The 24,918-nt window shown below is 70.3% G+C and carries 18 protein-coding genes; all 18 read left to right on the forward strand.

Translation table 11 applies throughout. The features are described 5' to 3' along the window. Window positions 1–45: 45 nt before the first annotated feature. Window positions 46–2,298, forward strand: coding sequence for a penicillin-binding protein 2 (gene mrdA / locus PH203_RS13630; protein ID WP_289920147.1), 2,253 nt, complete (start codon window positions 46–48; stop codon window positions 2,296–2,298). After that, on the forward strand, window positions 2,295–3,491 hold the full coding sequence (gene rodA / locus PH203_RS13635) for a rod shape-determining protein RodA (RefSeq protein ID WP_289920148.1): 1,197 nt from the start codon (window positions 2,295–2,297) through the stop codon (window positions 3,489–3,491). The genes mrdA and rodA overlap by 4 nt, the downstream gene beginning before the upstream one ends. Window positions 3,492–3,569: 78 nt before the next feature. After that, a complete protein-coding gene (locus PH203_RS13640; RefSeq protein ID WP_289920149.1) occupies window positions 3,570–4,178 on the forward strand; it encodes a hypothetical protein in 609 nt (202 codons plus the stop codon). 74 nt (window positions 4,179–4,252) lie between these two features. Then, on the forward strand, window positions 4,253–5,761 hold the full coding sequence (locus tag PH203_RS13645; protein ID WP_289920150.1) for a CYTH and CHAD domain-containing protein: 1,509 nt from the start codon (window positions 4,253–4,255) through the stop codon (window positions 5,759–5,761). 81 nt (window positions 5,762–5,842) lie between these two features. Beyond that, window positions 5,843–7,822 (forward strand): TIGR03960 family B12-binding radical SAM protein, encoded by a 1,980-nt coding sequence (locus PH203_RS13650; protein ID WP_289920151.1) that lies wholly within the window; start codon window positions 5,843–5,845, stop codon window positions 7,820–7,822. Between the two features lie 83 nt (window positions 7,823–7,905). Beyond that, window positions 7,906–8,730, forward strand: coding sequence for a S1 RNA-binding domain-containing protein (locus tag PH203_RS13655; RefSeq protein WP_289920152.1), 825 nt, complete (start codon window positions 7,906–7,908; stop codon window positions 8,728–8,730). A 107-nt stretch (window positions 8,731–8,837) separates the two neighbouring features. Continuing rightward, window positions 8,838–9,893, forward strand: coding sequence for a hypothetical protein (locus PH203_RS13660; RefSeq protein ID WP_289920226.1), 1,056 nt, complete (start codon window positions 8,838–8,840; stop codon window positions 9,891–9,893). Window positions 9,894–9,941: 48 nt separating this feature from the next. Next, window positions 9,942–10,697 (forward strand): TIGR03936 family radical SAM-associated protein, encoded by a 756-nt coding sequence (locus PH203_RS13665; RefSeq protein WP_289920153.1) that lies wholly within the window; start codon window positions 9,942–9,944, stop codon window positions 10,695–10,697. Window positions 10,698–10,957: 260 nt separating this feature from the next. Beyond that, window positions 10,958–15,007: an Rne/Rng family ribonuclease gene (locus tag PH203_RS13670; protein ID WP_289920154.1), complete on the forward strand. Its 4,050-nt coding sequence runs from the start codon at window positions 10,958–10,960 to the stop codon at window positions 15,005–15,007. A gap of 263 nt (window positions 15,008–15,270) precedes the next feature. After that, window positions 15,271–16,338, forward strand: a complete 1,068-nt coding sequence (locus tag PH203_RS13675) for a glucose-1-phosphate thymidylyltransferase (protein WP_289920155.1) — start codon at window positions 15,271–15,273, stop codon at window positions 16,336–16,338. Beyond that, entirely contained in the window at window positions 16,335–17,321 is a 987-nt protein-coding gene (rfbB, locus tag PH203_RS13680) for a dTDP-glucose 4,6-dehydratase (RefSeq protein WP_289920156.1), read from the forward strand. The genes PH203_RS13675 and rfbB overlap by 4 nt, the downstream gene beginning before the upstream one ends. 82 nt (window positions 17,322–17,403) lie before the next feature. Further along, window positions 17,404–18,321 (forward strand): dTDP-4-dehydrorhamnose reductase, encoded by a 918-nt coding sequence (rfbD, locus tag PH203_RS13685; RefSeq protein ID WP_289920157.1) that lies wholly within the window; start codon window positions 17,404–17,406, stop codon window positions 18,319–18,321. Further along, the gene (locus PH203_RS13690) at window positions 18,318–20,324 is read left to right on the forward strand and encodes a glycosyltransferase (RefSeq protein WP_289920158.1); all 2,007 of its coding nucleotides are present in this window, start codon (window positions 18,318–18,320) and stop codon (window positions 20,322–20,324) included. The genes rfbD and PH203_RS13690 overlap by 4 nt, the downstream gene beginning before the upstream one ends. Window positions 20,325–20,334: 10 nt before the next feature. Next, window positions 20,335–20,928: a dTDP-4-dehydrorhamnose 3,5-epimerase gene (rfbC, locus tag PH203_RS13695; protein WP_289920159.1), complete on the forward strand. Its 594-nt coding sequence runs from the start codon at window positions 20,335–20,337 to the stop codon at window positions 20,926–20,928. A 178-nt stretch (window positions 20,929–21,106) separates the two neighbouring features. Continuing rightward, complete coding sequence (gene rplU / locus PH203_RS13700; protein ID WP_289920160.1) at window positions 21,107–21,427, forward strand: 50S ribosomal protein L21; 321 nt, start codon at window positions 21,107–21,109, stop codon at window positions 21,425–21,427. 14 nt (window positions 21,428–21,441) lie between these two features. After that, window positions 21,442–21,696, forward strand: a complete 255-nt coding sequence (rpmA, locus tag PH203_RS13705; protein WP_030961848.1) for a 50S ribosomal protein L27 — start codon at window positions 21,442–21,444, stop codon at window positions 21,694–21,696. Window positions 21,697–21,831: 135 nt separating this feature from the next. Next, window positions 21,832–23,277, forward strand: a complete 1,446-nt coding sequence (gene obgE / locus PH203_RS13710; protein WP_289920161.1) for a GTPase ObgE — start codon at window positions 21,832–21,834, stop codon at window positions 23,275–23,277. Window positions 23,278–23,431: 154 nt separating this feature from the next. Then, complete coding sequence (locus PH203_RS13715; protein WP_289920162.1) at window positions 23,432–24,880, forward strand: FG-GAP-like repeat-containing protein; 1,449 nt, start codon at window positions 23,432–23,434, stop codon at window positions 24,878–24,880. Window positions 24,881–24,918: the final 38 nt, after the last annotated feature.

The raw sequence follows: 24,918 nt of genomic DNA on the forward strand, positions 1-24,918 counted from the left end.
GTACGCGCACACAACTCGGCGCACTGAGAGGGGGCGGCAGCCGCAGTGACCAACATCCCCGAGACCGGTCGGACCCCACGGGTCCAGATCAGGCTCATCGTCATCCAGGTACTCGTCCTGTCCCTCCTCGGCACCCTCGGCGGGCGCCTGTGGTACCTCCAGATCCGCGAGGGCGACGAGTACGCCAAGGAGGCGTCGGGCAACCACGTCCAGCAGGTCGTGGAGCCCGCGGTGCGCGGCTCGATCCTGGACGCGCGCGGAGTGCCGATCGCGGACAACGAGACCCGCCTCGTGGTCTCCGCCTCCCGCACCGACCTGCTGAAGATGAAGGACGACGGCAAGGCCGTCCTGACCAAGCTGGCCAAGGTCCTCGGCATGAAGCCCGAGGAGGTCATGCAGAAGGTCCGCCTCTGCGACGCCGAGACCCCCCAGCCCTGCTGGAACGGCTCGCCGTACCAGCCGATCCCCATCACCGACGAGGCCACCGCCAAGCAGGCCCTGCAGATCCGCGAGCGCGCCGAGGACTTCCCCGGCATCACCGCCGAGCCCGAGGCCGTCCGCCGCTACCCGGGCCCCGGCAAGGCCAACACCGCCCAGGTCCTCGGCTACCTCTCCCCGGTCACCGACGAGGAGATCACCAAGGCCCAGGACACCGACTCGCCCTACCTCCGCTCCGACCAGGTCGGCCGCTCCGGCCTGGAGCGCGAGTACGACAAGGAGCTGCGCGGCAAGGCCGGCGTCACCCGCTACGAGGTCGACAACCTCGGCCGGGTCATCGGCCAGGCCGAGGCCGACGAGGCCCAGCCCGGCTCCAACCTCGTCACCAGCATCGACGCCCGCGTCCAGCGGGTCGCCGAGTACGAGCTGAACGACGCGATGAAGGAAGCCCGCAAGCAGTTCGACGACAATACCGGTGAGAACTACAAGGCGGACTCCGGTGCCGTCATCGTCATGGAGGCCAAGACCGGCCGCATCGTCGCCATGGCGTCCAACCCGACCTACGACCCCAACACCTGGGTCGGCGGGATCTCCGCCAAGGACTACAAGAAGCTGACGGGCAAGGACTCCAACTACCCGCTGCTCAACCGCGCCATCCAGGGCCAGTCGGCACCCGGCTCCATCTTCAAGGTGGTCCCGACCGCCGCCGCGGTGAACGCCGGCTACTCCTTCAACGGCCCGTACGAATGCTCCAGTTCGTACTCGATCGGCGGCCAGGTCTTCAAGAACTTCGAGTCCAAGGGATACGGCCCGATCAGCCTCGGCCGCGCCCTGGAGGTCTCCTGCGACACCGTCTTCTACCGCCTCTCTCACGAGGAGTGGAAGAAGGACGGCGGCACCAAGCCGAAGAAGAACGCGAACAACTGGTTCTACAAGACCGCCCACCAGTTCGGCCTCGGCGCCGAGACCGGCATCGACCTGCCCAACGAGGTCACCGGCCGCATCCCCGACCGCCAGTGGAAGCTCGACTACTGGAAGGCCAACAAGGACGCCTGGTGCAAGACCGGCAAGAAGGGCGGCACCTACGCCGAGCAGATCGCCTACGAGAACTGCCTCGAAGGCAACCTGATGCGCGCCGGTGACTCCGTCAACTACTCCATCGGACAGGGCGACACCCTCGTCACCCCGATCCAGATGGCCACCATCTACGCGGCGATCTCCAACGGCGGCACCCTCTACACCCCGTCCGTCGGCAAGGCGATCGTCAGCGCCGACGGCAGGACCGTCGAGGAGATCAAGCCCGAGGCGCACGGCAAGCTGCCCATAAGCAAGAAGACGCTGGCCGAGATGGACGAGGCCCTCGCGGGAGTCGCCACCCGCGGCACCGCCGCCTGGCGGTTCGCCGACGTCGGCTGGCCGCAGGACAAGATCCCGATGCACGCCAAGACCGGTACCGCGGAGGTCTACGGAAAGCAGACGACCTCCTGGTTCGCCACGTACACCAAGGACTACTCGATCGTCATGACGATCTCCCAGGGTGGTACGGGCTCCGGCGCCTCGGGCCCGGCCGTGCGCAACATCTACGACGCGCTGTACGGCGTCTCCGACGACGGCACGATCAACGAGAAGAACGCCTTGCTGCCCACCCCGCAGAAGAGCCTGCCGAAGGTCCAGACGGACGGCACCATCAAGTCGCCGAAGGTCTCCAAGGACCCGGCCAAGGAGCAGCGGGTCAGCCAGGAGGGCGCTCCCGAGCCGGACGAGACCCAGCTGGCGGCGACCGTCGAGAAGCCGGCGGCAGGCAACCGCGACACCCGCAGGCGGCGCCGGAAGCGCGGAAGCCGGAGGATGTGCACATGACCGGCAACAGCTTCTCCGTCTCCGGCTACGGGCCCGAACGGGCCGGCTGGACGCGGCTGTTCGCCCGCGACTCGCTGGCCCGCCGGCTGGACTGGCCGATACTGTTCGCGGCCCTCGCCCTGTCGATGATCGGCTCCCTGCTGGTCTTCTCGGCCACCCGCAACCGCACCGAGATCAACCAGGGCGACCAGTACTACTTCCTGCTCCGGCACCTCATGAACACCGGCATCGGCTTCGCCCTGATGATCGGCACCGTCTGGATCGGCCACCGCGCACTGCGCACCGCCGTGCCGATCCTCTACGGCGCCTCGGTGTTCCTGATCCTGATGGTGCTCACCCCGCTCGGCTCCACCGTCAACGGGGCGCACTCCTGGATCGTGCTCGGCGGCGGCTTCTCACTGCAGCCCTCGGAGTTCGTGAAGATCACGATCATCCTGGGCATGGCGATGCTGCTGGCGGCGCGCGTGGACGCGGGCGACAAGCCGTACCCGGACCACCGGACCGTGCTGCAGGCGCTGGGCCTGGCCGCCGTACCGATGCTGATCGTCATGCTGATGCCCGACCTCGGGTCGGTCATGGTCATGGTCATCATCGTGCTGGGTGTGCTGCTCGCCTCCGGTGCCTCCAACCGCTGGGTGTTCGGACTGCTCGGCGCGGGTGCGACAGGCGCGATCGCGGTCTGGCAGCTCGGCGTCCTGGACGACTACCAGATCGCCCGCTTCGCCGCCTTCGCCAACCCCAGCCTCGACCCGGCCGGCGTCGGCTACAACACCAACCAGGCGCGGATCGCGATCGGTTCCGGCGGGCTGACGGGCGCGGGCCTGTTCCAGGGGTCGCAGACCACCGGTCAGTTCGTGCCGGAGCAGCAGACCGACTTCGTCTTCACGGTGGCGGGGGAGGAACTGGGCTTCGTCGGTGCGGGCCTGATCATCGTGCTGCTCGGGGTCGTCCTGTGGCGGGCCTGCCGGATCGCCCGGGAGACGACCGAGCTGTACGGCACGATCGTGGCCGCCGGGATCGTGGCCTGGTTCGCCTTCCAGTCCTTCGAGAACATCGGGATGACCCTGGGGATCATGCCGGTCACCGGTCTGCCGCTGCCGTTCGTGTCGTACGGCGGATCGTCGATGTTCGCGGTGTGGGTGGCGGTCGGGTTGTTGCAGTCGATCAGAGTCCAGCGGCCGATGTCGGCGTAGCGCCGCGGCGGAAGCTTTTCACACGGGAGCCTTTCACGCGGGAGCCTTTCGCACGGGTGCCTTTTACGGGGGAGCGGGATGTCGGACGAGTACGTGGCCGTGTGCCCGGTCGGCGAGGAGCTGGTGAGCCGGATTCTCGCCCTGGCCGAGCTGGACCTGACCGACGGCGAGACCGTCGAGGCGCGGCTGCGCGAGACCGGCTGGCCCGACTGGGCGGAGACGGTGCAGGGGCCGGCGTACGAGGAGACGCCCGATGTCCCCGAGGCCACGCATGTCACACCGCAGGGCCATTTCGTCACGGCCGACGGCGACGGCACGCTGTATCTGCCCTTCGCCTACCTCTACTCGGTCGACGGCGGCCTCCTCGACGAGGACATCTGGGGCGCGATACCCGGCTGGACCAGCCAGGAAGGCGCCTGGCGGCCGGAGTTCGACGCGCACCACGCCGGCGTCGTCCAGCGCTTCACCGACCGGCTGGGCCTGCCGGACCACGACATCCGGCAGCCCAAGTACGACACCCGGTACGTGAGCTGGCGCCTTGAGCACAACGTGGTGATCGTCGGACAGGGGCCCGAGCCGATGTCGTACCACCAGTTCGAGGACGCCCACATCCACCTCGTCTCCCGGACGGCGAAGGACACGCCGTTCCCGGACGGTCAGGAGCTGCGGGCGCTGCTCACCTCCTGACCACCGGCGGTTTCCCCGGGATTCACCGTCGGCGCCCTCTGCCGTCCCGCCCCGACTGCGTCTAGATTCAGTTCATGGCGGACACAAAGCGCGAGATCGAGCGGAAGTACAGGTCCGACGAGAGCGGACTGCCCGACCTCACCGGCGTCGCCGGGGTCGCGGCTGTCATCGACAAGGGTGTCGCACACCTGGACGCCACCTACTACGACACCCCTGACGAGCGCCTGGCCACGGCTTTCATCACCCTGCGCCGCCGCACCGGCGGCTCCGACGCGGGCTGGCATCTGAAGTTCCCCGTCTCGCCCGGCGTACGGGACGAGATCCAGGCGCCCCTGTCCGACACCGTCCCGCGCGTCCTGGCCGGACTCGTCCGCTCACACGTCCGTGACGCCGAGCTGGTTCCCGTGGTCCGGCTGCGCTCCGACCGGGACGTACGCCACCTCGTCGACGCCGAGGGCGCGCTGCTCGCCGAGGCCAGCGTCGACGCCGTGGAGGCCGAACGGCTCGCCGGGGGCACCACCGGCGCCATCGTCCAGTGGACCGAGATCGAGGTCGAACTCGCCGACGGCGGCGACCCCGTCTTCCTGGACAAGGTGGAGAAACGGTTGCGCAAGGCGGGCGTACGGCCGGCCCTCGCGGCGTCGAAACTGGAGTGGGCGCTGGCGGAGACGGGCGGACTGAAAGACCGGCGGAAGCCGCGCGCGAGGGCGCCGGAGACCGCCGGGGAACACGTCCTCGCCTATCTCCGCGCCCAGCGGGACGCGATCGTCGAACTCGACCCGGCCGTCCGGCGGGACCTGTACGACTCCGTGCACCGTATGCGGGTCGCCACCCGGCGGATGCGCAGCGCCTTCAAGTCGTACGGAACGGTCCTCGACCGGGCCGTCACCGACCCGATCGGCGAGGAGCTGAAGTGGCTCGCCGGCGAGCTGGGCGTGGACCGGGACCAGGAGGTCCTGACGGAACGCCTGACCGCCGCCCTCGACGAACTGCCGCGCGCCTTGCTGGCGGGCCCGGTCCGCACCCGGCTGCGTACCTGGGCGCACGCCCGGAGCGGCGGATCGCGCCGCCGCCTGATCGCCGTACTCGACGGAAAGCGGTACCTGGCGCTGCTGGCCGCTCTGGACGCCCTGGTGGACAGCCCGCCGTTGCTGAAGGCGGCCCGCGGGAGGCCGTCGAAGGTGATCCCCAAGGCCGTACGGAAGGACTTCGGGAAGCTGACGGAGCTGGTCGAGCAGGCGGTGGAGCTGTCGCCGGGGACCGAGCGGGACCTCGCGATCCACGAGGCGCGCAAGAAGTGCAAGCGGACGCGGTACTCGGCGGAGGCGGCATCCAAGGCGCTGGGGGAGCCCGCGATCGATCTCGTCCGGTCCATGAAGGCCCTGCAAGGTCTGCTCGGTGATCACCAGGACAGCGTGATGACCCGCGAGGCGCTGCGGGAACTCGCAGGTCAGGCGCATGCTGCGGGGGAGAGCTCGTTCACGTACGGGGTGCTGTACGGGCGGGAGGAGCGGCGGGCCGAGCTGGTGGAGCTGGACCTGCCGGTGACCTGGCCGTCGATCAAGAGGTCGATGGAGGTGTGATCGGCGGGACAGGGGTGGTCCGCGATCGCGTTACGCTAGATGGTCACCCCTGTCTGTCCAGCCCACCCGAAGGTTCGCGAGATGCCTGCCGAAGTCGCTGCGGCCGCCGAGTCCGTGTTCCCGCAGCTCGAAGCTCTGCTCCCGCATGTGCAGAAGCCGATCCAGTACGTCGGCGGAGAGCTCAACTCCACGGTCAAGCCGTGGGAGTCCTCTGACGTCCGCTGGGCGCTGATGTACCCCGATGCCTACGAGGTCGGGCTGCCCAACCAGGGCGTCATGATCCTCTACGAGGTCCTCAACGAGCAGGAGGGCGTCCTCGCCGAGCGCACGTACAGCGTGTGGCCGGACCTGGAGGCGCTGATGCGGGAGCACGGCGTCCCGCAGTTCACGGTGGACAGCCACCGCCCGGTGAAGGCCTTCGACGTGTTCGGTCTGTCCTTCTCCACGGAGCTGGGCTACACGAACATGCTCACCGCCCTGGACCTGGCGGGCATCCCGCTGGAGTCGCGCGAGCGCACGATCGACGACCCGATCGTCCTGGCCGGCGGCCACGCGGCCTTCAACCCCGAGCCGATCGCGGACTTCATCGACGCGGCGATCATCGGCGACGGCGAGCAGGCCGTGCTCGACATGACGAAGATCATCCGTGACTGGAAGGCGGAGGGCCGGCCGGGCGGCCGCGAGGAGGTCCTCTTCCGGCTCGCGAAGACGGGCTCGGTGTACATCCCGGCCTTCTACGACGTGGAGTACCTGCCGGACGGCCGTATCGCCCGTGTCGTCCCCAACAAGTCGGGCGTCCCGTGGCGTGTGTCCAAGCACACGGTCATGGACCTGGACGAGTGGCCCTACCCCAAGCAGCCCCTGGTTCCGCTCGCCGAGACGGTCCACGAGCGCATGTCCGTGGAGATCTTCCGCGGCTGCACGCGCGGCTGCCGCTTCTGCCAGGCCGGCATGATCACCCGCCCGGTGCGCGAGCGCTCGATCACGGGCATCGGCGAGATGGTGGAGAAGGGCCTGAAGGCGACCGGCTTCGAGGAGGTGGGCCTGCTCTCCCTGTCCTCGGCGGACCACTCGGAGATCGGCGACATCGCCAAGGGCCTGGCGGACCGGTACGAGGAGGACAAGATCGGTCTGTCCCTCCCCTCCACCCGCGTGGACGCCTTCAACGTCGACCTCGCGAACGAGCTCACGCGCAACGGCCGCCGCTCGGGTCTGACCTTCGCCCCCGAGGGCGGCTCGGAGCGCATGCGCAAGGTCATCAACAAGATGGTGTCGGAGGAGGACCTCATCCGCACCGTCTCGACGGCCTACGGCAACGGCTGGCGCCAGGTGAAGCTCTACTTCATGTGCGGCCTGCCCACCGAGACCGACGAGGACGTCCTCCAGATCGCCGACATGGCGATGAACGTCATCGCCGAGGGCCGCAAGGTCTCCGGCCAGAACGACATCCGCTGCACCGTCTCCATCGGCGGCTTCGTCCCCAAGCCCCACACGCCGTTCCAGTGGGCGCCGCAGCTCTCCGCGGAGGAGACCGACGCCCGCCTGGAGAAGCTCCGCGACAAGATCCGCGGCGACAAGAAGTACGGCCGCTCCATCGGCTTCCGCTACCACGACGGCAAGCCGGGCATCGTCGAGGGCCTGCTCTCCCGCGGCGACCGTCGCGTCGGCGCGGTCATCCGCGCGGTCTACGAGGACGGCGGCCGCTTCGACGGCTGGCGCGAGCACTTCTCCTACGACCGCTGGATGAGCTGCGCCGACAAGGCCCTCGCCGACTTCGGCATCGACGTCGACTGGTACACCACGCGCGAGCGCTCCTACGAGGAGGTCCTCCCCTGGGACCACCTCGACTCCGGCCTCGACAAGGACTGGCTCTGGGAGGACTGGCAGGACGCCCTCGACGAGACGGAGGTCGAGGACTGCCGGTGGACGCCTTGTTTTGATTGTGGGGTTTGTCCTCAGATGGACACCCACATCCAGATCGGCCCGACCGGCAAGAAGCTGCTGCCCCTGACGGTCAAGAACGGTGGGGCGATGCCGGCCGGGAGTGGGCACTCGCGCTGAGGTCTGACGGTGTGTGATCGCGCGGGAGGTACTGAGAACGCCTCCCGCGCTTTTGGTGATCTCTCCGTGAGAGCCTTCGGTTCATGGGGGATGTGTCGGCTGGACAGGACGGCCGGAAGTTTTTGGCGGCGATCTGTGTCGGTGATGTCTGCCACGGGACGGTCGTCGCGGTTTCCCGGTCCGAGATGTCGGTGACGCTGGACGGCTTCCCGGCTCACCCGCTCGGGTCGGTGGGGACGTTGGACTGCTCCTGGCGGAGGCGCTTCGACGACGTTGCCGTGGTGGGGCGGAGGATCGCCGGTGAGGTGCTCGCGGTGGATCTGGATGCGGGCCGGGTGCGGTTGTCGATGGCGGCCACTGAGAACCCGGAACTCTGGGGATTCCTCAAGCGACTTGGGCCCGGTGAGCTTCTGACCGGCACAGTGGTGGCGATCGAGCCGTTCGGGGTGTTCGTGGCGCTCGATGACGGGCCCGATCATCCGGTCCATCCCGGCGTCGGCTTCATCACGTACCCCGAGTTGTCGTGGACCCGTATCGAGGCGGCGTCCGACGTCGTCGGGATCGGGCAGCGGGTGTCGTGCGAGTTCTTGCAGTTCGACACCTGGAACGGGGAAGCCCGGCTGTCCCTGCGCGCCACCCGGGCGGACCCCTTCCTGGAGTTCGCCGACGGTCTCGCGGTGGGCGACAGGCTGAGTGGGCGGGTGACCAGGCTGGTCCCGTTCGGGGCCTTCGTGCGGGTTGCCGACGGTGTTGAGGGTTTGGTGCAGCTGTCCGAGCTGGGTCCGGCGCCCGTGGCGGCGCCGGAGGATGTCGTACAGGTCGGTGACCAGTTGACGGTCGTCGTCCTGGACGTCGACCGGGAGCGGCGCCGGATATCCCTTTCTCGGCAAGTCCTGCGGCAAGCCTGAGCCGGCGCTTTCGTCGGTGACGTCGTCGGAGTCCTTGTCGTGCGGTGATTCACCTGAGCGGCCCGCGACTTCGGAACGTTCGCAGGGTGGTGGGCGTCTACGTCGGTATGGACCTGGAGAAGCCGTCACCTGCGGCGTCGCGGCCGCAGCAGCCCGACGGGTGTCTCGCCGTCGCGATTCGGGTGCCGTTGCGGATCGTCGTGCTCGTGCTGGTGGTGCCGGTGCGGGTGGTGTGGGATGCGCTCGTCGTGGGTGGGCGGCTGCTGAACGATGTTGTGTTGCGGCCGGTCGGGCGGGCGTTGCTGTGGGTCGGGCGGGCCGTGTTCGTATGGCCGTTGGTGGGGTTGTGGCGGTATGCCGTCGTGCCGCTCGGCAAGGTGCTGGGGTGGCTCGGGAAGTACCTCGTCGTCGTGCCGGTGGTGTGGCTGTACCGGTATGTGCTCACCCCCGTCGGGCACGGCTTCGGGTGGCTGTACGCGCGTGTGCTGACGCCCGTCGGGCACGGGGTCATGTGGGTGCTGCGCGGGATCGGAGGCGGGCTCGCCGCGATCGGGGCCGGGGTGTACGCCGCGATGGCCTGGCTGGTGCGGTATCTCGTGGTCGTACCTGCCGGGTGGGTGTACGAGTGGATCCTCACGCCCGTCGGGCATGGGCTGCTCTGGGTTCTCCGGGGGATCGGGCTCGCGCTGTACTGGGTCGCGCGTGTGCTCCTGGTGCTGCCCCTGCTCGCGCTGTGGCGGTGGGTGCTGGTGCCCGTGGGGCGGTTCCTCGCGGTCGTGGGGCGGGAGGTGGGGGACGCGCTCGGGCATGCCTGGCGGATCGCCGGGTACATCTCGCTGGCGGTGGGGCGGTTCCTCGGGACGCTCTTCCGGTGGGTCTTCGTGGAGCCGGTGCGATGGGTGTACCGGACGCTGCTGACACCCGTCGGGCACCTCGTACGGGATCTCGTGCTGCGGCCCGTCGCCGAGGCCGCGCGCGGTGTGGGGCGGGCCTCCCGGCAGGCGCTCGCCTCGGCACGGGAGTCCGTGCGGCAGGCGCGGGCCGACTTCCGGCGGATGCTCCTCGGGGAGCCGCGGGAGGCGGTCGCCGTGGACCGGCGGGAACCGTCGGGCCGTAAGACACGTACTCTTGGTAGCAGTACGACCGCACTCACGAAGGACTGAACGACACTGGGCAAGCGACAGCCCGAAGGCCCGCCGCCCGCACCCGCGGTGCAGCGCATCCGACTGCGTTACACCAAGCGCGGCCGCCTCCGGTTCACCAGCCACCGTGACTTCCAGCGCGCCTTCGAGCGTGCGCTGCGCCGTGCCGAGGTGCCGATGGCGTACTCGGCGGGGTTCACGCCGCATCCGAAGGTGTCGTACGCCAATGCCGCACCCACCGGCACGGGCAGTGAGGCGGAGTATCTGGAGATCGCCCTCACCCAGGCGCGGGACCCCGAGAAGCTCAGGGTTCTGCTCGACGAGTCGATGCCTGCCGGCCTCGACATCGTCGACGCGGTCGAGGCCCGGACGTCCGGGCTCGCCGACCGGCTCACGGCCTCGGTGTGGGAGCTGCGGCTCGACGGACTGGAGCCGGCGGAGGCCGAGAAGGCCGTTGTCGCCTTCAACGCCGCCGACGCCGTCGAGGTCCAGCGCAAGACCAAGAACGGCATCCGTTCCTTTGACGCCCGCTCCGCAGTCGTACAACTTGAGACGCACAGTCCACAGGCTGATAGGCCGACCGACCAGCCCTGTGCGATACTGCGGCTGGTTGTTCGGCACGTGACGCCTGCCGTACGACCCGACGACGTCCTGTCCGGTCTCCGCGCCGTGGCCGACCTGGCGCCGCCGGTCCCCGCAGCGGTGACCAGGCTGGCGCAGGGGCTGCTCGATGAAGAGACCGGCACGGTGACCGACCCGCTCGCGCCCGACCGCGAGGCAGCTGAGGCCCCCACGGCCGCTGCCGCCGCGAAGGCGCCGGCGTAGGGAAGGTCCCGCGAAAGGACGGACGTCGTAGCGCCGCCCTCGTACTCGGGAGCCACCTGGGTCGGGCAGCGCACCGACCAGAAGACTTTCGCCAGGCCGTACCCAACAGGGCGTACGGAACCGGCGAGACAGGACACAGAGAGCTCCCGTGCGGCGCCCGCGCCCCGGACGGCGGCACCGCGCATCGCGCGAGCCGCGGACGTCACCGGCATCGCCGGACCAGGCGCGGCGCCCGGGAGCCTGACGGGAGAAACGCCCGCATGCTCGAGCCGACCGAACCCACCGAGGGTTCCGAACTCAACACCCCGAGCGACACCCTGCCGCCGCGTCGTCGGCGCCGTGCCGCATCCCGACCGGCGGGTTCGCCGGTCACCGGCGCAGCCGGGACACCGGACGAGGTGACGCCGGCCATACCGGCCGCCGGATCCGAGGAAATCGAAGAGACCGAAAAGACCGAAGAGCCGACGGTTGCCACGGCTGCCGAGGTCCCTGAGGCTGCGCCCGCTGGTCGTACGCGTCGTCGTGCGACGCGTCGGGCGTCTGCGCCTGCTGGGGCTCCGGTTGCCGCTGAGGTTGCCGAGACCGTCGTAGCGGCTGCCGAGGAGAAGGCCGAGGAGGCCGTCGCCGAGGTGGTCGCCGATGAGGCTGTCGAGGCTCCTGAGGCTGCGCCCGCTGGTCGTACGCGTCGTCGTGCCACGCGTCGGGCGTCTGCGCCTGCTGGGGCTCCGGTTGCCGCTGAGGTTGCCGAGACCGTCGTACCCGCTGCCGAGGAGAAGGCCGAGGAGGCCGTCGCCGAGGCGCCTGCCGAGGCCGCGCCTGCCGGGCGTACGCGTCGTCGTGCCACGCGGCGGGCCTCCGCGCCCGCCGGTGCGCCGCAGGGCGCCGAGGCCGTCCAGGACACCGAGACCGCCGAGGACACCGCTGCTCCGGCGCAGGCCGAGCCGGAGTCGACCGTCGCCGCTGAGGCTGCTGCCGAAGAAGAGGCCCCCCGCCGGGCCCGCCGGCGTGCCACGCGTCGGGTGTCCGCGCCCGCCGGGGCGCCCGAGAGCGTGGAGGCGCCGGTGAGCGCTGCCGAGAAGAACGAACCCGTCGAGCCCGTCGAGACCGTCGTGGAGCCGGAGGCCGCCGAGGCTGCCGAAACGGTCGCCGCGAGCGAGGCCCCCGCCGACGACGCCTCCCCGCGTCGTGCGCGGCGGCGTTCCGTGCGTCGGGCCGCCACCGGGTTCTCCGCGCCCGCCGCGCAGCCCGCTGCCGTGGAGGCCGACGAGGACGGCGAGGACGAGGGGGCGCGCCGACCCGCGCGGCCCGCCGTGGCCGTCTTCCAGGCGCCCGTGTTCACCGAGCCGCAGTTCCAGACGCCGCAGCGGGCCGCCGCCGAGGCCGCTGCCGCAGAGGCGGAGGCCGAGGAGCCCGAGGCGGAGTTCCAGGAGGAGGAGCCCGCGCCGCGCCGCCGTCGCCGCCGCCGTGGTGAGGAGGCCGCCGAGGCCCAGGTCGTCGAGGCCGCCGCCGAGGAGGAGACCGAGGACGCCGAGGAGAGCGCCGAGGACGTCGTCGAGGCGGAGGACGCCGAGGAGACCGGTTCGCGTCGGCGCCGTCGTCGCGGTGGCCGTCGCCGTCGTCGCGGTGAGTCCGCCGAGGCGGAGGGCGAGGAGAGCGACGAGTTCGCCGCCGAGCAGGACGAGCGGGCCGATCAGGACGCCGCGGACACCGCCGAGCAGGGTGAGGAGGATGCCGAGGAGGACTCCGACGAGGGTGGTTCCTCGTCCTCCAGCAGCCGTCGCCGCCGGCGCCGTCGTCGTCGTGCCGGTGACTCCTCCGTGGACACCGAGCCCGGTGACGGCGACCCGGAGCGCACGGTCGTCAAGGTCCGTGAGCCCCGCCCGAAGGCCGAGCCCTCCGACGAGGTGCAGTCCATCAAGGGCTCCACGCGTCTCGAAGCCAAGAAGCAGCGTCGGCGCGAAGGCCGTGAGCAGGGCCGCCGTCGCGTTCCGATCATCACCGAGGCCGAGTTCCTGGCCCGCCGTGAGGCCGTCGAGCGTGTGATGGTCGTCCGGCAGAGCGGTGAGCGCACCCAGATCGGCGTTCTTGAGGACAACGTGCTCGTCGAGCACTACGTCAACAAGGAGCAGTCGACCTCGTACGTCGGGAACGTGTATCTGGGCAAGGTCCAGAACGTCCTTCCCTCGATGGAGGCCGCCTTCATCGACATCGGCAAGGGGCGCAACGCCGTCCTGTACGCCGGTGAGGTCAACTTCGAGGCGCTGGGCATGGCCAACGGGCCGCGGCGCATCGAGTCCGCCCTCAAGTCCGGGCAGTCCGTGCTCGTCCAGGTGACGAAGGACCCGATCGGGCACAAGGGCGCGCGGCTCACCAGCCAGGTCTCCCTTCCCGGCCGTTACCTCGTGTACGTGCCCGAGGGCTCGATGACCGGCATCAGCCGCAAGCTGCCCGACACCGAGCGGGCGCGGCTGAAGACCATCCTCAAGAAGATCGTCCCCGAGGACGCGGGCGTCATCGTCCGCACCGCCGCGGAGGGCGCCTCCGAGGACGAGCTGCGCCGTGATGTCGAGCGACTGCAGGCGCAGTGGGAGGACATCCAGAAGAAGGCCAAGAACGGCAACGCCCCGACGCTGCTGTACGGCGAGCCGGACATGACCGTCCGGGTCGTCCGGGACATCTTCAACGAGGACTTCACCAAGGTCGTCGTCAGCGGTGACGAGGCGTGGGAGACCATCCACGGATACGTCTCGCACGTCGCGCCCGACCTGGCCGACCGGCTGTCGAAGTGGACCTCCGAGGTCGACGTCTTCGCCACGTACCGGATCGACGAGCAGCTCGCCAAGGCCCTGGACCGCAAGGTCTGGCTGCCGAGCGGCGGTTCGCTGGTGATCGACCGGACCGAGGCGATGGTCGTCGTCGACGTCAACACCGGCAAGTTCACCGGCCAGGGCGGCAACCTGGAGGAGACGGTCACCAGGAACAACCTGGAGGCGGCCGAGGAGATCGTGCGTCAGCTGCGGCTGCGCGACCTCGGCGGCATCATCGTGATCGACTTCATCGACATGGTCCTGGAGTCCAACCGGGACCTGGTGCTGCGGCGCCTCCTGGAGTGCCTGGGCCGGGACCGGACCAAGCACCAGGTCGCCGAGGTGACCTCGCTGGGGCTCGTGCAGATGACCCGTAAGCGGGTCGGACAGGGCCTCCTCGAGTCCTTCTCCGAGACCTGCGTCCACTGCAACGGGCGTGGCGTCATCGTGCACATGGAGCAGCCGACCTCCGCCGGTGGCGGCGGCAAGCGCAAGAAGCGCGGGCGTGGTGGCATCGAGCATGTGCACGAGGCCGCTGTGGCCGCGGAGACGGCGGAGGCCGAGAGCGCCGAGGTCGTCGACTCCGTCGAGGAGGAGACCGAGGCCGAGGTCGTCGCCGAGGTCGCCGAGCCGGTCGCGCTGCCCGCGCCCGCCTTCGAGCCGGACGAGGAGCTGTACAGCAGCGTCGCCGAGGCGGAGGCCGCGGTCGGCCGTGGCCGTTCCCGGCGCCGGGCGAGCCGTCGGGCCTCGGCTCCGGCCGGTGCGCCCAGGCGTGAGCGGGCTGAACGTGGCGAGCGCGGCGATCGTGGCGAGAAGGCCGAGCGCGCGGAGAAGGCCGAGGTCCCGACCGCGCAGGACGTGACCGCCGAGGAGGAGGCCGAGCGTCCGGTGCAGGTCGAGCCCGCCGTGCAGGCGCAGGCCGAGCCGGTCGCCGTCGAGGACCCGGTCGTCGAGGACGCCGCGCCCAAGGGACGTACGCGTCGTCGTGCGACCCGGAAGGTGTCCGCGCCGGCGGGTTCGCCCGCGGGTGCCGAAGCGGCCGTCGTGACGGTCGCCGAGTCCGCGCCGGCCGCCGAGGAGGCACCCGCCTCCGCCCCCGCCCCCGCGGAGGCCCCGGCCGAGCAGCCCGAGGCGTCCGCCGAGAGCGCCGCCCCGGCCCGTCCGCGGCGCCGTGCCGTGCGCAAGGCCACCGCGCCGACCGCGCCGGAGGAGACGGCCGTCGTGGTCGTCCCGGCCACGGAGTCGGCGGCGGACACCGCCGCGCAGGCCCCGGCGCCTGCCGAGGAGTCCGCCGACGAGGCCGCCCCGGCCAAGAAGACGGCCCGCAAGACGGCCAAGAAGGCGACGGCGAAGAAGGCCGCCACCAAGAAGACGGCGGCCAAGAAGACGGCCGCCAAGAAGGTCACGGCGAAGAAGGCCACGACCAAGAAGGCGGCGGCGAAGAAGACCGCGGCGGCGGAGCAGACGCTGTCCTCGGTCTCGGCCACCGCCGACGAGAGCTGAGGCCGTCGAGCTGAGGCCGACGAGACCGAGGTCTCTCTGTAGGAAGTAAGTGATCCGTCCCCGGTTTTGACCAGGGGCGGATCATTTTTTTGCTTTGCTTGCACAACCCCTTGCGGTTTCGGGTCGTCATACAGGTGTCGAATGTGCGAACGACCCGTGAATCGCCCCCGCCGGGGGTCGGTTACGATGTGAGCTGAGAATTACGACAAATAGGCACAGTTGGGGTCCCGTCCCCATCTCGCACCGTCATTGGGGCTCATTACGTGAAGGCACTCGTGCTCTCCGGGGGAGCGGGCACTCGCCTCCGCCCGATCACCCACACCTCCGCCAAGCAGCTGGTTCCGGTCGCCAACAAGCCCGTGCTCTTCTACGGGTTGGAGGCGATCGCCGAGGCCGGGATCACCGAGGTCGGCATCGTCGTCGGCGACACCGCGGAGGAGATCCGTGAGGCGGTGGGCGACGGCTCGCAGTTCGGGATCGAGGTCACCTACATCCCGCAGGAAGCGCCGCTCGGGCTCGCCCACGCCGTGCTGATCGCCCGGGACTTCCTCGGTGACGACGACTTCGTCATGTACCTCGGCGACAACTTCATCGTCGGCGGCATCACCGGTCTGGTGGACGAGTTCAGGGCCGAGCGGCCCGAGGCGCAGATCCTGCTGACCCAGGTCCCCAACCCCACCTCCTTCGGTGTCGCCGAACTCGACGCCGGCGGCCGGGTGGTGGGCCTGGAGGAGAAGCCGAAGGAGCCCAAGAGCGACCTCGCGCTCGTCGGCGTCTACCTGTTCACCCCGGCCATACACGAGGCGGTCCGCTCCATCGAGCCGTCCTGGCGCGGGGAGCTGGAGATCACGCACGCCATCCAGTGGCTGATCGACGAGAAGCGCGACGTCCGCTCCACCACCATCTCCGGCTACTGGAAGGACACCGGCAACGTCGTCGACATGCTGGAGGTCAACCGGTCCGTCCTGGAGAGCCTGGAGCCGCACACCGCCGGCACGGTCGACGAGGCCAGCGAGATCATCGGCCGCGTCCGCATCGAGGCGGGCGCACAGGTCAGCGGCAGCCGGATCGTCGGCCCCGCGATCATCGGCGCCGGTACCGTGGTGAACGACGCCTACATCGGTCCCTTCACCTCCGTCTCGGAGGACTGCCGGATCGAGGACAGCGAAATCGAGTACTCCATCGTGCTGCGCGGGTCCTCCGTGACCGGTGTGCGCCGCGTGGAGTCCTCGCTCATCGGCCGTGACGTCGAGGTCACGCCCGCTCCCCGTAACCCCAAGGCCCACCGGCTCGTGCTCGGTGATCACAGCAAGGTGCAGATCTCCTCATGACCACCCGGATTCTGGTGACCGGCGGTGCCGGCTTCATCGGCTCGCACTACGTCCGTACCGTGCTCGGCCCCGAGGGCCCCGGTGACGTCGAGATCACCGTCCTCGACAAGCTGACGTACGCGGGCAACCCGGCCAACCTCGACGAGGTGCGCGAGCACCCCGGGTTCGCCTTCGTGCAGGGCGACATCTGCGACCCCGAGCTGGTCGGCAAGCTGATGGCCGAGCACGACCAGGTGGTGCACTTCGCCGCCGAGTCGCACGTGGACCGCTCCATCGACGGCGGCGCCGAGTTCGTCCGTACGAACGTCGTGGGCACTCACACCCTCATCGACGCCGCCCACCGCGCGGGCATCAAGACCTTCGTGCACATCTCCACCGACGAGGTCTACGGCTCGATCGACGAGGGCTCCTGGCCCGAGACCCACCCGCTGCAGCCGAACTCGCCGTATTCCTCGGCGAAGGCCTCCAGCGACCTGATCGCGCTGTCGTACCACCGCACTCACGGCCTCGACGTGCGCGTGACCCGCTGTTCCAACAACTACGGGCACCACCACTTCCCCGAGAAGGTCATCCCGCTCTTCGTGACCAACCTCCTCGACGGCAAGAAGGTCCCGCTGTACGGCGACGGCGGCAACGTCCGGGACTGGCTGCACATCGACGACCACGTCCAGGGCATCGAGCTGGTGCGCACCAAGGGCCGGGCGGGCGAGGTCTACAACATCGGCGGCGGCACCGAGCTCTCCAACAAGGAGCTCACCGGGCTGCTGCTCGCGGCCTGCGGCGCCGACTGGGAGACCAGCGTCGAGTACGTCGAGGACCGCAAGGGCCACGACCGCCGTTACTCCGTGGACTGCACGAAGATTCGCGAGGAACTCGGGTACGAGCCCCGCAAGAGCTTCGAGCAGGGCCTCGCGGAGACGGTCCAGTGGTACCGCGACAACCGTGCCTGGTGGGAGCCGCTGAAGGAGCGCGCGGCGCTCTGACGCGCCGGCCCTTCGAACGGGCCCGGGGGCGCCCCGGGCCCGTTCAGGCGTTCCCAGCCGCCCCCGACCCAGAAGAAGAGACATGAATCCGACACAGGAACAGGCAAGCGTCCCCTCCGGCTGGCTGGTCACCGGGGCCGGCGGCATGCTCGGCCAGGACGTCCAGGCGCGCCTTGCCGCCGCGGGTGAGAAGTTCACCGCGCTGGACCGCACAGCTCTGGACCTCACCGACGCCGACGCCGTACAGCGGGCGCTGGAGCTGCACCGGCCCGCCGTGGTCGTCAACTGCGCTGCCTGGACCGCCGTGGACGACGCCGAGACCCGCGAGGCCGAGGCGCTCGCGATCAACGGCGACGCACCGGCCCACCTCGCCGCCGCCTGCGCCCGCACCGGCGCCGTCCTGCTCCACGTCTCCACCGACTACGTCTTCGCGGGCGACGCCACCACCCCGTACGCCGAGGACGCCTCCACCGCCCCGCGCAGCGCCTACGGCCGCACCAAGCTGGCCGGCGAACAGGCCGTGCTCGGCATCGAGCGCGGTTACGTCGTGCGGACCGCCTGGCTGTACGGCACCGGCGGCCCCAACTTCGTCCGTACGATGATCAAGCTCGCGGGCATCAAGGACACCCTGGACGTCGTCGACGACCAGCGCGGCCAGCCCACCTGGAGCGCCGACCTGGCCGGGCTGCTGGTCGAGCTGGGCCGCGGCGCCCTCGTCGGCACCGCCCCCGCCGGGATCTACCACGGCACCAGCTCCGGCGAGACCACCTGGTACGGCTTCACCCGGGAGATCTTCCGGCTGCTGGGCACCGACCCGGACCGGGTCCGCCCCACCACCAGCGAGGCGTTCGTACGCCCCGCGCCCCGCCCGGCGTACAGCGTGCTCGGTCACGAGCGCTTCGCCGCGGCCGGTATCGAGCCGCTGCGCGACTGGCGCGTGGCGCTCACCGAGGCGTTCCCGGAGATCCTCCGGGTCCACGAGAAGGAGAACTCGGCGTGACAGTCAAGGTCAGCGTCGTCATCGCGGTCTACAACCCGGGCAAGTACGTCGAGGACTGCATCCAGGGTCTGCTCCGCCAGAGCCTGACGCCCGACGAGTTCGAGGTCTTCTTCGTCAACGACGGCTCCACCGACGAGACCCCGGCCCGTCTGGACCGGCTCGCGGCCGAGCACCCGCACATCCACGTCATCCACCAGGACGCCTCCGGCTGGTCGGGCCGCCCCCGCAACACCGGCATCGACGCCGCGCGGGGCGAGTACGTCATGTTCGCCGACCACGACGACTGGCTGGGCGACGAGGCCCTTGAGCGGATGTACGAGTACGGCAAGGCCAACGAGGCCGACGTCGTCATCGGCAAGATGGCCGGCATCGGCCGCCCCGTGCCTCAGGAGCTGTTCCGGGTCAACCGGCCGCGCGTCTCGGTGGCGAACGCCCCGCTGATGGACAGCCTCACCCCGCACAAGATGTTCCGCCGGGAGTTCCTCGCCGAGCACAACATGCGCTTCAAGGAGGGCCGGCGCCGCCTCGAGGACCATGTCTTCGTCGTCGAGGCCTACCTGCGCGCGAAGAGCGTCGCCGTCCTCAGCGACTACCTGTGCTACTACCACATCACCCGCGACGACGGCTCCAACGCGGGCTTCCAGCGCTTCGACCCGGTCGGCTACTTCAACAACCTCCGCGAGGCCCTCGACATCGTCGAGGAGCTCACCGAGCCCGGCCCGCTGCGCGACAGGATCTTCAGCCGCTGGCTGCGCAACGAGATGGTCGAGCGGCTGCGCGGCAAGCGCCTGCTCAAGCTCCCCGAGGACTACGCCGAGGAGCTCTACCGCGAGATCCGCGGTGTCGTCACCGAGCGCTTCGGCCCCGGTGTCACCGCCAACATCGCCCCCGTCCAGCAGGTGGTGGCGGGCCTGATCCACGCCGACCTCTACGAGGACATCCGGGCCCTCGCCGAGTGGGAGGCCGCGATCAAGCCGACCGGCACGCTGGACTCCCTGACCTGGGAGAACGGCCACCTGAACATCGGCTTCACCTCCGAGTACCAGGTCGACGACGCCCCGATGACCTTCCGGAAGGACGGCGAGCGCGACCTGCTCGGGCTGCCGCTCTCCGACAAGGCGCTCCTGGCGCTGACCGAGCAGGACATCGCCCTGGACGCCCCGGTCGGCGCCAGTGACGTGGACCTGGTCGTCCGGCACCGCGAGGACGCCCGGCAGTACTACCTGCCCGTCACCTCCGAACTGCACCGCGTGGACGCCGGCGACGGCTCCTTCCGGCTGCGGATCACCGCGGACTCCGTGCTCGACCCGGAGACCGCGGCCGGCGGCGAGCCCCTGACCCGCGGCCTGTGGGATCTGCACCTGCGGATCAAGTCCTGCGGCTGGAGCAAGGAGACCCGGCTCGGCGCGGTGCGCGGCGAGGACGTGGAGGCCGGGCGCCTGGCCGCGCTCACCGGCGAGCCGCGGCGCATGGTCCTGCCGTACTTCACGGACGGCCCCGGCAATCTCTCCCTCGACGTCGACCAGCACACCAACAAGCTGGAGCGCGAGGCCGTGACGCTGATGGACCCGGCGGCCGCCGTGGTCGAGGGCTCTGCCGTCCGGCTCCCGCTGGCCCTCGCGGTGGAGCAGGCGGGTGCGGGGGAGCCCGTCCAGCTGCGCTTCGAGCGCAAGAACGTCGGCAAGTTCCCCGCCGACGCCGTCGCGGACGGCTCCACGGTGACCGCCGAGCTGCCGCTGGAGAAGCTCACCGGGATGCGCTGGGCGGTGCGGATCGGTGTGCCGTCGGCCGACCGGGGCGAGGCAAAATGGACCCGGCTCCCCGTCGACGTGGTGGTGGACGCCGAGGGCCGGGCCAAGGTCATCGACCGGCACACCCCGCCGGCCAAGCCCGCGCCGAAGCCGAAGTCCGCTCCGAAGAAGAAGCAGGCGCCGCGTCCGCTGTGGCGCCGGGCGGCCGGGCGGCTCAAGCGCGCCCTGACGAACCAGCAGAAGAACAGCTGAGGACCTTGTGATGCGACCTCTTTCCCTCGACGGCGCCTGGGTGCACGAGCCGAAGGTCTTCCCCGACGGCCGGGGCAGCTTCCACGAGTGGTTCAAGGCCCCCCTCTTCACCGAGGCGGTCGGCCACCCGCTGAACCTCGCCCAGGCCAACATGTCGGTCTCCAGCCGGGGCACCCTGCGCGGCATCCACTTCGCGGACGTGCCGCCCAGCCAGGCCAAGTACGTCAAGTGCGTGCGCGGCGCGGTCCTCGACGTGATCGTGGACATCCGGGTGGGCTCGCCGACCTTCGGCCAGTGGGAGATCGTCCGCCTCGACGACCAGGACCACCACGCCGTCTACCTCTCCGAGGGCCTCGGCCACGGCTTCATGGCGCTCACCGACGACGCGACCGTGGTCTACCTGTGCTCCGAGGGGTACGCCCCCGAGCGCGAGCACGGCATCCACCCGCTGGACCCGGAGCTCGGCATCGAGTGGCCCGCCGACCTCACCCCGCTGCTCTCCGCCAAGGACGAGCAGGCCCCGAGCCTGGCCGAGGCCCGGGAGCAGGGCCTGCTGCCCTCGTACGAGGAGGCCGTGGCGTACCGGGCGAGCCTGGGGCGCTGAGCCCAGTTTGACCGGGCCTGAGGAGGCCCGTAACCTTGACCGTCGGCGTGTCGACTGGCATGCCACATCCCCGTAAACCCTTTTCCTCCGGAGCACCGGGTGTTCCGGAGAGGCTGTTCGCGTGCCGGGCGGCTGGACTGCGGGGGTGCCGTTCCCCGAGCGAGAGAGTGAGATCCGCGTGTACGCCATCGTGCGCAGCGGTGGTCGCCAGCACAAGGTTGCTGTCGGCGACATCGTTGAGGTTGACAAGATTTCCACTGCCAAGGTTGGCGACACGGTCGAGCTCTCGACCCTGCTCGTTGTCGACGGCGAGTCCGTGACCAGCGACCCGTGGGTGCTGGCCGGCATCAAGGTCCAGGCCGAGGTCGTGGACCACCACAAGGGCCAGAAGATCGACATTCTGCGCTACAAGAACAAGACCGGCTACCGCCGTCGTCAGGGCCACCGCCAGCAGTACACGGCGATCAAGGTCACTGAGATCCCCGCGGCTGCGAAGTAAGGGACTGAGGAGAGATGGCACACAAGAAGGGCGCATCGTCCACCCGTAACGGTCGTGACTCCAACGCTCAGCGCCTCGGCGTGAAGCGCTTCGGCGGTCAGGTCGTGAACGCGGGCGAGATCCTGGTCCGTCAGCGCGGCACCCACTTCCACCCCGGCGCGGGCGTCGGCCGTGGCGGCGACGACACGCTGTTCGCGCTGAACGCCGGTGCGGTGCAGTTCGGCACCCACCGTGGCCGTAAGGTCGTGAACATCGTTCCGGTCGCCTGAGCTCAGGCTTAGGGCTTCAGACCGAACGTTTCGCGAGGCGGACCTCACTTCCCCTGTGGGAAGGCGGGTCCGCCTTTCGCGTGTTACAGCAGTAGAGAACCGTACGAACATTTCAAGTGCTGGAGGCACCTCACCATGACCACCTTCGTGGACCGCGTCGAACTGCATGTCGCCGCGGGTAACGGAGGTCACGGCTGTGCCTCCGTCCACCGGGAGAAGTTCAAGCCGCTCGGCGGCCCCGACGGCGGCAACGGCGGGCGGGGCGGCGATGTCATCCTGACCGTCGACCAGTCGGTGACCACGCTCCTGGAGTACCACCACTCCCCGCACCGCAAGGCCACCAACGGCAAGCCCGGCGAGGGCGGCAACCGGTCCGGCAAGGACGGCCAGGACCTGGTCCTGCCCGTGCCGGACGGCACCGTCGTCCTCGACAAGGCGGGCAACGTCCTCGCCGACCTGGTCGGCCACGGCACCTCCTACGTCGCCGCCCAGGGCGGCCGCGGCGGCCTCGGCAACGCGGCGCTGGCGTCCGCGCGGCGCAAGGCGCCCGGCTTCGCGCTGCTCGGGGTGCCCGGGGACATGCAGGACATCGTCCTGGAGCTGAAGACCGTCGCCGATGTGGCGCTGGTCGGCTACCCGAGCGCGGGCAAGTCCTCGCTGATCTCGGTGCTGAGCGCGGCCAAGCCGAAGATCGCCGACTACCCCTTCACGACGCTCGTGCCGAACCTCGGCGTGGTGACCGCGGGCTCGACCGTCTACACCATCGCCGACGTGCCGGGTCTGATCCCGGGCGCCAGCCAGGGCAAGGGACTGGGTCTGGAGTTCCTGCGGCACGTGGAGCGGTGCAGCGTACTGGTGCATGTGCTCGACACGGCGACGCTGGAGTCCGAGCGCGACCCGATCTCCGACCTCGACATCATCGAGGAGGAGCTGCGGCAGTACAAGACGTCCCTGGCGGACCGGCCCCGGGTCGTCGTCCTCAACAAGATCGACGTCCCCGACGGCAAGGACCTCGCCGAGATGGTCCGCCCGGACCTGGAGGAGCGCGGCTACCGCGTCTTCGAGGTGTCCGCGGTGGCGCACACCGGGCTGAAGGAACTGTCGTTCGCGCTGGCCGAGCTGGTCGCGAAGTCGCGGGCCGCGAAGCCGAAGGAGGAGGCGACGCGGATCGTCATCCGGCCCAAGGCCGTGGACGACGCGGGCTTCACCGTGGTGCGCGAGGAGGACGGGCTGTTCCGGGTGCGCGGCGAGAAGCCGGAGCGCTGGGTGCGGCAGACCGACTTCAACAACGACGAGGCCGTCGGCTATCTCGCCGACCGCCTCAACCGCCTCGGTGTCGAGGAGCAGTTGATGAAGGCGGGCGCCCGCGCGGGCGACGGCGTCGCGATCGGCCCCGAGGACAACGCGGTCGTCTTCGACTGGGAGCCGACCGTCATGGCCGGCGCCGAGATGCTCGGCCGCCGCGGTGAGGACCACCGCTTCGAGGCACCGCGTCCGGCGGCGCAGCGGCGCCGGGACCGGCAGGCCGAACGGGACGAGGCTGCGCAGGAGTTCGACGACTTCGAGCCGTTCGAGGGCTGAGCGGTTGGTTGATCCGGCCGTTGGTTAACCCAGAGCGAACCTCTGGCGTACGACAGGGCAACCAACCGTCCTCCAGGCGAGTCGTACAGGGCAGAGCGGATGAGGATCTTGGCTCACTCCGCGGTCAACTGCCCTTAAGACAGCCGGAGTTCACATGTCGTTGCCCGCTGCCTCGCGCAGAACCCGGCGCGCCGTCGTGGTCGCGATCGCCCTGATCGCCGCCACGTGCGGCGCGCTTCCCGTTGCGCAGGCGCAGCCGACGGCAGCGGCACCGGCATCGGCATCGGCCGGCGCACCGCAGGACTTCAACGGCGACGGGTACGGGGACCTCGCCGTCGCCGCACCCCACGCCACGGTGGGCGGCAAGGCCGAGGCCGGCTATGTGGCGGTGCTGTACGGGTCCGCGAGCGGGCTCAGGACCACCGCGAAGAAGGTCTACACCCAGGCCTCCGCCGAAATCCCCGGCACCCCCGAGACCGGCGACCGCTTCGGCTCGCTCCTCCTCGCCGCCGACCTGGACGGGGACGGGTACACCGACCTCTCGGTCCAGGCCGAGGGCGAGCAGTGGACGCAGGGCGGCATCGCCCGCAAGGGCAACAGGACCATCCTGTGGGGCGGTTCCGGAGGACTCACCTCGGGCAAGGTCATCCCCGCCCGGGACAGCGGCACCTACCAGAGCGGCGGCGACTCCGTCACCGGTGACTTCAACGGCGACGGGCACCAGGACCTGCTCCACGTCGGGAACGTGTACCTCGGGCCGTTCGGGCGGGACGGCGTCCCCGCCTCCGTGCGGAGCAACCCCGAGATCGTCGACGGCGACCTCGACCTGCTCGGCCTGGTCGCCGGTGACATCGACGGCGACGGCGTCACCGACCTCGTCACCATGGCCCGGTCCTACGACGGGGACGACGAGGGCGACCACGGCGAGCATCTGAACTACCTGCGCGGCGGCCGCGACGGCCTCCAGCCGCTCGTCGTCCTCAAGGACGCACAGGGCGAGCCGCTCCGGCCCGGCCACGACGTGGCGCTCGGCGACGTCAACGGCGACCACCGCGCGGACATCGTCACCGCCCGCGGCTCGCTCCGGTTCGTCCCCGGCACCGCGAACGGCCCGGCCACGTCCTTCGCGCCCCAGTCCATCGACCAGGACACCCCCGGTGTGCCCGGCGCCGAGGAGCCCGAGGACTGGTTCGGCTACGACCTCTCCGTCGCCGACGTCAACGGCGACGGGTACGGCGACGTCCTCGCCGGCAACCCCTACGAGGACCTCGGCACCGTGCAGCGGGCCGGCGCCTTCACCGTCGTACCCGGCGGGAAGAACGGGCCCACCGGCGCCGGGAGCACTCTCTTCAGCCAGAACAGTGCGAACGTGCCCGGCGCCGCCGAGAAGGACGACCGATTCGGCGAGAACACCGCCTTCGTCGACGGCAACGGCGACGGGAAGGCAGAGCCGGTCGTCGCGGCGATCGCCGAGGACTCCTCGGCGGGGGCCGTCTGGGTGTTCCGCGGCGCGGCCACGGCCACCGGCTCCTTCTCCTTCGGGGCCGGCACTCTCGGCACGACCGCGAGCAGGGCCTGGCTGGGTGCGGAGTTCCCGCGCTGACCGGCACGGAACGCCGGGCAGCGCACGCAAACCGCTGA

It is taken from the genome of Streptomyces sp. S.PB5, from assembly GCF_030403745.1.
Taxonomy (GTDB): domain Bacteria; phylum Actinomycetota; class Actinomycetes; order Streptomycetales; family Streptomycetaceae; genus Streptomyces.

Coding starts and splice junctions, on each gene's coding strand:
- PH203_RS13670 (WP_289920154.1), top strand. CDS start 10,958: ATGCTCGAGCCGACCGAACCCACCGAGGGTTCCGAACTCAACACCCCG.
- PH203_RS13645 (WP_289920150.1), top strand. CDS start 4,253: ATGGCGGACACAAAGCGCGAGATCGAGCGGAAGTACAGGTCCGACGAG.
- rfbD (WP_289920157.1), top strand. CDS start 17,404: ATGAATCCGACACAGGAACAGGCAAGCGTCCCCTCCGGCTGGCTGGTC.
- rfbB (WP_289920156.1), top strand. CDS start 16,335: ATGACCACCCGGATTCTGGTGACCGGCGGTGCCGGCTTCATCGGCTCG.
- rfbC (WP_289920159.1), top strand. CDS start 20,335: ATGCGACCTCTTTCCCTCGACGGCGCCTGGGTGCACGAGCCGAAGGTC.
- rpmA (WP_030961848.1), top strand. CDS start 21,442: ATGGCACACAAGAAGGGCGCATCGTCCACCCGTAACGGTCGTGACTCC.
- PH203_RS13715 (WP_289920162.1), top strand. CDS start 23,432: ATGTCGTTGCCCGCTGCCTCGCGCAGAACCCGGCGCGCCGTCGTGGTC.
- PH203_RS13640 (WP_289920149.1), top strand. CDS start 3,570: ATGTCGGACGAGTACGTGGCCGTGTGCCCGGTCGGCGAGGAGCTGGTG.
- PH203_RS13655 (WP_289920152.1), top strand. CDS start 7,906: ATGGGGGATGTGTCGGCTGGACAGGACGGCCGGAAGTTTTTGGCGGCG.
- rodA (WP_289920148.1), top strand. CDS start 2,295: ATGACCGGCAACAGCTTCTCCGTCTCCGGCTACGGGCCCGAACGGGCC.
- PH203_RS13660 (WP_289920226.1), top strand. CDS start 8,838: ATGGACCTGGAGAAGCCGTCACCTGCGGCGTCGCGGCCGCAGCAGCCC.
- obgE (WP_289920161.1), top strand. CDS start 21,832: ATGACCACCTTCGTGGACCGCGTCGAACTGCATGTCGCCGCGGGTAAC.
- PH203_RS13650 (WP_289920151.1), top strand. CDS start 5,843: ATGCCTGCCGAAGTCGCTGCGGCCGCCGAGTCCGTGTTCCCGCAGCTC.